General features: G+C 76.7%; 8 protein-coding genes. 4 read left to right on the top strand and 4 right to left on the bottom strand.

The window, feature by feature from the left end; all coding sequences use genetic code 11:
- The first annotated feature begins 96 nt into the window (after nt 1-96).
- On the top strand, nt 97-879 hold the full coding sequence (locus tag ACYVKY_RS15015) for a sulfotransferase family protein (RefSeq protein ID WP_460435800.1): 783 nt from the start codon (nt 97-99) through the stop codon (nt 877-879).
- A 13-nt stretch (nt 880-892) separates the two neighbouring features.
- Here the strand turns inward: ACYVKY_RS15015 and ACYVKY_RS15020 are convergent, their stop codons facing one another.
- Genes ACYVKY_RS15020 through ACYVKY_RS15030 form a run of 3 tightly spaced genes read right to left on the bottom strand, consistent with a single transcriptional unit; the run spans nt 893 to nt 4,043 of the window.
- Nucleotides 893-1,714, bottom strand: a complete 822-nt coding sequence (locus ACYVKY_RS15020) for a sulfotransferase family protein (RefSeq protein ID WP_460435801.1) — start codon at nt 1,712-1,714, stop codon at nt 893-895.
- Nucleotides 1,711-3,126, bottom strand: a complete 1,416-nt coding sequence (locus ACYVKY_RS15025; RefSeq protein WP_460435802.1) for a hypothetical protein — start codon at nt 3,124-3,126, stop codon at nt 1,711-1,713. Before ACYVKY_RS15025 ends, ACYVKY_RS15020 begins: the two co-directional genes overlap by 4 nt.
- Nucleotides 3,123-4,043, bottom strand: a complete 921-nt coding sequence (locus ACYVKY_RS15030) for a hypothetical protein (protein WP_460435803.1) — start codon at nt 4,041-4,043, stop codon at nt 3,123-3,125. Before ACYVKY_RS15030 ends, ACYVKY_RS15025 begins: the two co-directional genes overlap by 4 nt.
- Nucleotides 4,044-4,073: 30 nt before the next feature.
- Between ACYVKY_RS15030 and ACYVKY_RS15035 the strand changes: the two genes are divergently transcribed.
- Genes ACYVKY_RS15035 through ACYVKY_RS15045 form a run of 3 tightly spaced genes read left to right on the top strand, consistent with a single transcriptional unit; the run spans nt 4,074 to nt 7,328 of the window.
- Nucleotides 4,074-5,300 carry a glycosyltransferase family protein gene (locus tag ACYVKY_RS15035; RefSeq protein ID WP_460435804.1) on the top strand — a complete coding sequence of 409 codons (1,227 nt, stop codon included), beginning with the start codon at nt 4,074-4,076 and terminating at the stop codon, nt 5,298-5,300.
- Nucleotides 5,293-6,411, top strand: coding sequence for a sulfotransferase (locus ACYVKY_RS15040; protein ID WP_460435805.1), 1,119 nt, complete (start codon nt 5,293-5,295; stop codon nt 6,409-6,411). The genes ACYVKY_RS15035 and ACYVKY_RS15040 overlap by 8 nt, the downstream gene beginning before the upstream one ends.
- Complete coding sequence (locus tag ACYVKY_RS15045; protein ID WP_460435806.1) at nt 6,408-7,328, top strand: sulfotransferase family protein; 921 nt, start codon at nt 6,408-6,410, stop codon at nt 7,326-7,328. Before ACYVKY_RS15040 ends, ACYVKY_RS15045 begins: the two co-directional genes overlap by 4 nt.
- Nucleotides 7,329-7,335: 7 nt before the next feature.
- On the opposite strand, the gene ACYVKY_RS15050 is transcribed toward ACYVKY_RS15045, so the two are convergent.
- Nucleotides 7,336-8,178, bottom strand: an 843-nt coding sequence (locus ACYVKY_RS15050) for a sulfotransferase family protein (protein ID WP_460435807.1), incomplete at its 5' end; no start/stop codon positions are given.

Raw genomic sequence — 8,178 nt, forward strand, 5'->3', positions numbered from 1 at the left:
TGCGGGCGGCCAGGGTCGTCGCCTCGGGTGCCGCGACCACGCGGGCGAGGAGCCGGTCGACGACACCCGCGAGGCCGACGTGGCGGCCGCCCACCGGTGACCGACGACGCCCGCCCGGGCGGGCCGCCGGTGTTCGTCGTCGGCTGCCAGCGCTCCGGCACCACCCTGGTGCGGCTGCTGCTCGACTCCCACCCGCGGCTCAGCTGCGGGCCCGAGACCCGCTACCTCGAGTCGATGCGCCGCGTCGTGCACGAGGACTGGGAGGCGCTGGAGCGCTTCGGGTTCAGCCGCGAGGAGTGGCTGCAGCGGATGGCGGCGATGTTCGCCGGCGTGCACGCCGACTACGCCGCGCGGCGGGGACGGGCGCGCTGGGTCGACAAGACGCCCCGGTACGCCCTGCAGCTCGACTTCGTGCTCGCCCTGTTCCCGGACGCGCAGGTGGTGCACGTGCTGCGCGACGGCCGCGACGTCGTCGTCAGCCACCGCAAGCGGTTCGGGTACGTCTCGTCGCTCAAGGCGGCGGTGAAGTGGCCGCAGTACGTGCGCGCCGTGCGCGCGGCGCAGGAGTGGTTGCCGCGCAACCAGTTCCACGAGGTGCGCTACGAGGACCTGGTCTCCGACCAGGAGGCCACGGTGCGCCGGCTCACCGACTTCCTCGGCGAGGACTTCGACCCCGCGATGCTCCGCATCGACGAGCACCCGCACGACGTCCCGCCGCGCTACCACGCGCAGGCGCGCGACCGGCGGCGGCGGGAGGGCACCGACTCTGCCATCCACTCCGGCCGGGCGGGTGCCCACCGGCGCGAGCTCGACCCGCTGGGCCGGGTGCTGGTCTGGTGGACGAGCCGGCGGCTGCTCCGCGAGCTCGGTTACCGCTGAGCGGTTCGCGGCGTCAGGTCGACCCCGTGGCGCCCGAGAGCACCCGACGCGGCGGCGCCGTGAGGTCCTCGACGTCGTAGCCGAGCGCGGCGACGGCGTCGGCGTGCCGGCGGACGACGGCGCGGCGTCCCGCGTGCAGGGGGTGCAGCGGGTGGCCCAGGCGGCGCCACTCCCGCTCGTACGGCTCGCTGTGGCCGCGGCGCAGCGCCGAGTCGGGCACCGGTCCCGGCAGCCCGAGGAACGCGCCGATCGCGTCGAGCTCGGCGCGCGGGTCGGCCAGCAGGTGCTCGTAGTGCACGACGTGGACCCGCTCGAGGTGGGCCAGGTCGTCGCGCAGCACCTCGTGCGCGCGCACCCAGTGGCCCACCAGCGACGCGAGCGACTCGAACTTGCCTGGCCGCAGCGTCCGCACGCCGCGCCACTTCTTCGTCGACAGCGCGACCACCACCGGGTGGCGCACGACGACGACCAGCGAGCTGCCCGGGAAGACCGCCTGCAGGAACCGGCCCATCACCAGGTTCGGCGGCGACTTCTCGACCAACCAGCCACGGGAGAGGTCCCAGTACGGGTCCCAGGCGGCCCGCAGCCGGTCGGCCGCGTCGGGGGTCGCGAGCGGCGAGCGCTCGGTGAGGTGCGCCCGGGGGTCGAGGGCGAAACGGCCTGAGCCGCCGTAGGTCTTGGCCTTCGGGTACACCGGCTGCAGGTGCTGTCCCTCGTCCTCCACCACCCCGGTGCCGGCGAGCGCGCTGACGTCCTGGTGCGTGCCGAGCGCCCGGGCGAGCGGGCTGGTGCCGCTGCGGTGCAGGCCCCCGACGAAGACGAGGTGGTGGGTCACGGCAGGCCGGCCACGAAGTCGTCGACCGAGCCCTCCACCTCGACCCGCGTCGGCGCCTCTGTGAGGCGCAGCTCGCCACCGGCGGTCTCGGCGTCGACCTCGCCGTCGAGCGACCAGACGAACGCGGTCGACCCCTCGGGCTTCTCCAGCACGACGCCGACGACGTCGTCGGTGGCGACCGGGACGGGGACGGCGTCGCGGGCGGCCGCGGCGAGCTCGGCGTACCGCTCGCCGGTGGGACGCACCTCGCCCTGCGGCTCGAGCAGCCCCGTCCGCGGCTCGTCGGGGTTGCGGCCGGACGGGTTGAACGCCAGCGGGAGCCAGACGACGAGGGCGGCGCCCTCGGCGAGCAGCGCGGCGCTGGTCTGCACGGTCTCGTCGGCGGCCTGGTCGATCGGCACGTCCTGGCCGCGCCGGAACAGCCCGACCTCCCACAGCTCGAGCGGGACGTCCTCGGGCGTGGTGGCGCGCAGCAGCCCGAACAGCACGGGGACGCCGCGCCAGGTCTCGTAGAAGTGCACCTGCCGCACGTCGACGACGCCGTCGGCCACCAGGTCCGAGGCGAGGTCGAGGTACTCGATGTTGCGCGCCGCCTGCTCGCGGCCCAGCAGCGCCTCGAGCTCGTCGGCGTCGGCGGCCTCGACCAGGTTGCGCCCGCGGGTGCCCATCCGGCGCTCGTAGTAGGTGTTCCAGGCGGCCACGGCCTCGTCGTCGCGACCCTCGTCGAGCAGCCGCCGGGCCGCGCCGGCGCCGTACGAGACGCTGCTCAGCCCGGAGTCGAGCACCAGCGCGTCGGGGTCGGCCGCGCGGATCGTCTCGGCGGCGACCTCGACCAGCTCGCGGTACTCCTGCGACGTGCCCGCCCAGAAGCTCGGCGAGTTCACCTCGTTCTCGACCGCGTACCGGCTGACGCCCTTCGCCGAGTACCGCGTCACGAGCTCGGTGACGAAGTCGCGGTACTCGGCGGTGTCGCGCGGGACGCCCGACTCGGTCTTGTTGCCGCGCGCCTGCTGGGGCGCCTGGCCGGTCGTCCAGCACTGCCCGACGCGGATCTTCAGCAGCAGCGTGCTGGCGAGCTCGTCGGCGCGGGCCACGAAGGCGTCGAGCGAGGCCCAGTCGCGCTGTCCCTGCACGGGTTCGATCTCGCACCAGACGACCTCGGAGAAGGTCGGACCGGCTCCGAGCTCGCGCAGGTACGGGTCGAACGCGTCGGTGCGCGCCTGGTCCCACTTGGCGCCGAGCACGCCCCCGTCGAACGCCTCGCGCGGGGCGTCGTCCCCACCGGTGGAGGTGGGCGCCGCGGTCGGGTCGGGTCCGGGGTCGTCGTCGCCGGGGTCGGTGCAGCCGGCGAGCGCGAGGGCGGCCACGACCAGCCCGACGGCGGCGGCCCTCCAGCGGCGGACGGCGCTCACGGGGCGGTCCCCGCCGCGGCGCGGAGCCGCTCCCAGGTGCTGTCGGTGAGCGCGCGCACGTCGGGGTCGACCTCCGGGTGGTCGTCGTGGTGGGTGCTGCGCGGCACGACGTGGCCGAGCAGGTCGGAGCGGGCGGGCAGCCCGAGGAACGCGCACAGCCGCTCGGCGGCCGGGGCGGGGTCGGCGACCACGGCGTCGTAGTCGACCAGCAGGCAGTCCTCGCGCGCGTCGAGGCCGAGGTCGAACCACAGCCCGTTGCGCACCGCCCAGAACGCGAGCGCGCCCTCGTAGGGCGTGAGCCGCTCGGGCCGCAGCCGCCGGACGGTCTCGACGGCCGCCTCGTCGAGGCGCTCCGCCTGCCAGCGGCCGGCGGTGTCGCCGGCCGCGATCGCCTGCAGCGCCCGCAGGTTCGCCGCCCCGAAGCGCGCGACCTCGGAGCGGGCGCGGGCGTGCGGCTCGCGGAACGCCCAGAGCGCGCGTCCGCCCGGGATCTCGGGCAGGTCGAGGAGGCGGTCGACGTGCTGGGAGTCGCACAGCGGCTTCACCAGGACGAGTCGGTGGCGGCTGCGGCGCACGGTGCGCACCAGCACGTCGTCGCCCCGCAGCCGGAACCGGTGGAAGACCGTGCGGTCGTTCTCGCCGCGCACCTCGACCTCCGGCGCGCCGTCGAGCCCGCGGGTGAGCATGTTCGTGCCGGAGCGCTGCAGGCCGACGACGTAGACCGGGACGGCCGCGCCGCGCGGTACGCCGTGGCGGCGGCGCCAGCGCCACTTCGCCGCGGCGAGCCGGACCCGCTCGCGCGGGTCGAGGCGGTCCTCCTCGACGAGGCGGCCCCACCCCTCGGCGCGGCCCCACCGCAGGTGCCGGCGGACCCGGCGCAGCTGGTAGGCCAGGGCGCCGGGGGGCTGCTCGCTCACCCTCGTCCGCCCGTGTGGTGGACTGCGCCCGTGCGGATCCTGCACGTCAACAAGTTCGTGCACCGCCGCGGCGGCGCCGAGGCGTACCTGCTCGACCTGGCCGACCTGCAGCGGCGCGACGGCCACGAGGTGCAGGTCTGGGGCATGGCGCACCCCGACGACCCGCCCGGGCTGCCGCTCGCCGACACGTTCGCCTCCTTCGTCGCCCTCGACCCCGCCCCGCGGGGACCGGCCGGGGTGCGCGCCGCGGCGCGCATGATGTGGTCACCCGGGTCCGCCGCCGGGCTCGCCGAGGCCGTCCGGAGGTTCCGGCCCGAGGCCGTGCACTTCCACAACGTCTACCACCAGCTCTCCCCGTCGGTGCTGTCGCCCTCCGTGCGCGGAGGCGTCCCCGCCGTCCTCACCCTGCACGACTACAAGCTCGCGTGTCCCAGCTACCAGATGCTCGACCACGGACGGCCCTGCCGCGCGTGCGTCGACGGCGGGGTGCTGCAGGCGGCCCGCCGGCGGTGCAAGGGCGGCTCGCTGCCGGCGAGCGCCCTGCTCAGCGTCGAGTCCGGGGTGCACCGCCTCACCGGCGCCTGGCGCCGGGTCGACGCGCTCGTCAGCCCGAGCCGGTTCCTGGCCGGAGTCGTCCGCGACGCGGGGGTCGACCACGGCCGCCTGCACGTCGTCCCCCACTTCGTCGACCCGCCGGCGTCGGCCGCGCCGTGCGACCCCGCCCCGGGCCGGTTCGCCGTCGCCGGGCGGCTGTCGGCCGAGAAGGGCGTCGACACCGCGGTCCGGGCGGTCGGGCTCGTCCCCGGTGCGGTGCTCGACGTGGCCGGGGACGGTCCGGAGCGGGCGGCCCTGGAGCGGCTGGCCGAGCAGGTGGCCCCGGGCCGGGTGCGGTTCCTCGGCCGGCTCACCCGCGACGGCGTCGCGGACCTGCTGCGCGGCAGCGTCGCGACCCTGGTGCCCTCGCGCTGGTACGAGAACCAGCCGATGACCGTCCTGGAGTCGTACGCCCTCGGGGTGCCGGTCGTCGCGACCCGGATGGGCGGGCTGCCGGAGCTGGTCGACGACGGCGTCGACGGCCTGCTGGTCGCGCCGGACGACCCCGCCGCCCTGGCGTCGGCGCTCGAACGGCTGATCGCCGACCCGGGACGGGTGACGGACATGGGCCGAACGGGCGCAGCACGCGTGCAGGAGGAGTTCTCCGCCCGGCGGCACCTGGACAGTTTGTCCGACCTCTACCAAGGTGTGGGGCGTGGCTGACCTGGCGCGCGGCGCGGTGACGACACCGCGCCCCGACCCCGTGCGCGTGCTCTACGTCGCCGGCACCGGTCGCAGCGGCAGCACCCTGCTCACCACGATCCTCGGCCAGGTGCCCGGTGTCTTCGCCGCCGGCGAGATGCGCTTCCTGTGGCAGCGCGGCGCCCTGCAGGACGAGCGCTGCGGGTGCGGGCAGCCGTTCAGCGCCTGCTCCGAGTGGTCCTCCGTCATGCGGTCGGTCGTCGGCGAGGGGTCGCTGCGCGAGGTCGCGCAGGGCGTGGCCCGGCGGCTGTGGCGGCGCACCCGGGCCCGCCGGGTGCCGCGGGTGCTCGTGCGCGCCCTGGTCGGGCTCACCCCGCTGCCGAGCCACCCGGACGACGCCCTGCTGGTCGAGCTGTACCGCGCCGTCCGCGACCGCAGCGGCGCCACCGTGGTCGTCGACTCCTCCAAGCTGCCCCTCTACGGGCTGCTGCTGCAGGAGCTGCCCGGCATCGAGGTCACCGTCCTGCACCTCGTCCGCGACCCGCGGGCGGCCGCGTACTCCTGGCTGCGCCACAAGGCGAGCCGCCAGCGCGACGACGACCCGCCGATGGACCGCCAGCCGGTGCTGAAGAGCGCCACGCTGTGGCTGCTGTGGAACCTCGTCGCCGCGGTGGCCTGGCGCCAGCGCGACGGCCGGCACCTGCGGCTGCGGTACGAGGCGCTGGTGCACGACCCCGCCGCCGCGCTCGCCCCCGTCCTGGAGCGGCTGGGCGCACCGGCGGGCTCGCTGCCGTTCGTCGACCGCTCGACGCTGCGCATCTCCCCCACCCACGCGGTGGCGGGCAACCCCTCCCGGCACGTCACCGGGCACGTCGAGGTGCGCGACGACGCCGAGTGGACCCGCGGCCTCGGCAACGGGCGGGGCGCCCTCGTGCAGGCCCTCACGGCGCCGACCCGGGCCCTGCTCGGCTGGAGCGACCGCCGCGCGCGGGCCCGCGCGAGCGTCCGGCTCGCCGACCGGCTGCCCGAGCGGCCGGCCGACCCGCTCGAGGTCGAGCTGGCCACCATCGACCTGCGCACGCCCGCCGCCGACCCCGCCACCGCCGCCGGACCCGCGAGGCCACCCGGGTGAGGGTGGTCGTCGTGGCGGGCACCGGGCGCAGCGGCACGACGGTCGTCACCGAGCTGCTGGCCCGCCACCCCCGCACCGCGTTCGTGTCCGGCCTGGACGACAAGCTCGCGCGGCTCGGCCTGCGCGGACGCTGGAACGGCCCGCTGTACCGGCACGCGACGGCACCGCGGCCGCCGTCGCTGCGCGCGTGGTCCGAGGCCGTCGGCGTGCTGCAGCGGGGACGGCTGGGCGTCCGCCCGTCCGAGGCGTACGACCTGCTCGACCGGCACGTCGTGGCCGGCTGGTCGCGCCCGGTGCGCGACCTGGTCGCCGACGACATGACGCCGCACGTCGAGCGCCGGCTGCGCGACTTCGTCGAGCAGCGCCTCGAGGCGCAGCGGGCCGACGTGCTCGTCCTGCACGTGACCGGGTGGCCGAGGACCGGGTTCCTGCACGCGGCGCTGCCCGACCTCAGGGTCGTCGAGGTCGTCCGCGACGGCCGGGCCGTCGCCAGCTCGTGGCTCCAGATGGGTTGGTGGGACGGCTGGCAGGGGCCGGACAAGTGGCTGTTCGGCCCGCTGCCCCCGCACCTGCAGGAGGTCTGGGAGCGCTCGGGACGGTCGTTCCCGGTGCTCGCCGCGCTCGGCTGGCAGCTGCTCGTCGAGGCGGCCGAGCGGGCGCGCGACCACCACCCCGCCGGCGCGTGGCTCGACCTGCGCTACGAGGACCTGCTGGCCGACCCCGGCGCCGCCGTGCGCGGGGTGCTCGACCTCGCCGGGCTCGACCCCGACCCGCGGTTCGACGCCGGCGTGGCGCGCCACCACCTCGGCGGCGGCCGCGTCGACGCCTACCGCCGCGAGCTCACGCCCGCGCAGGTCGCCGACGTCGAGGACGCGATCGGGCCGGCGCTGCGGCGCTGGGGCTACCAGGTCGGGTAGCGGCCGCTCACCACCAGCCGCGGTCCCAGCCGAGCAGGCCGGTGAGCCTCGTGACGTCGGGCTCGAGCTCGGCCCGCAGCCGGGCCACCAGGTCGTCGGGGACGTCCGCCCCGGCACCGGTGCGGCGACGGGTGTGCCGGGTGAACGCCTCGGCGCGCCAGGGCGGCAGCCCCACGTGGGCGTGCACCCGGTCGAGCTGGTCCTGGGGGCGCTCGGCGAGCTCCTCGGTGCGCAGCACCAGCACCCGCGCGGGGTCGACGTGCTCGAACCAGCGCCCGAGCTGCTCGCCGTAGCGGCTGCGCGACAGGTACGAGTAGCGCCGCAGGACCTCGTGCCGGCGCTGCCCCGACGGCGCGGCGGCCAGCCGCTCCGGCTCGGCCGCCAGCGCCTCGACCAGGCCGAGCGGCTCGTCGCCGGTGCGACGGGTGTGCAGGTAGTGCGAGACGGCGCGCTCGACCGGGTCGCGCAGCACGACGACGAACCGGGCGTCGGGCAGCGTCGCGGCGACCCGGGCCGGGACCTGCGGGTCGAACAGGTAGTACGGCGTGGCCTCGAAGGTCTGCTCGCCGTCGGCCAGCACCGGGAAGCAGCGCCGGTACCAGTCGGTGCCGCGCTCGTGGTGCAGCGAGAAGTAGTGCAGCTCCTTGGCCAGCGGCGGGCGGACCCGCGGGTGCCGCACCAGGTCGGTGTACAGCGAGGTGGTCCCGCTGCGCATCGCGCCGACGACGAGGAACTGCGGCAGCGGGCGCTCGTCCGCCCGCCGGGCCCGGCGCCGAGCGGCGCGCACGACCGAGCGGGCGCGGCCGCGCGCCTCGTGCACCCGGCGGTCGCGGTGCTCCTGGCCGGCGAA

The organism is Angustibacter speluncae, assembly GCF_054777815.1.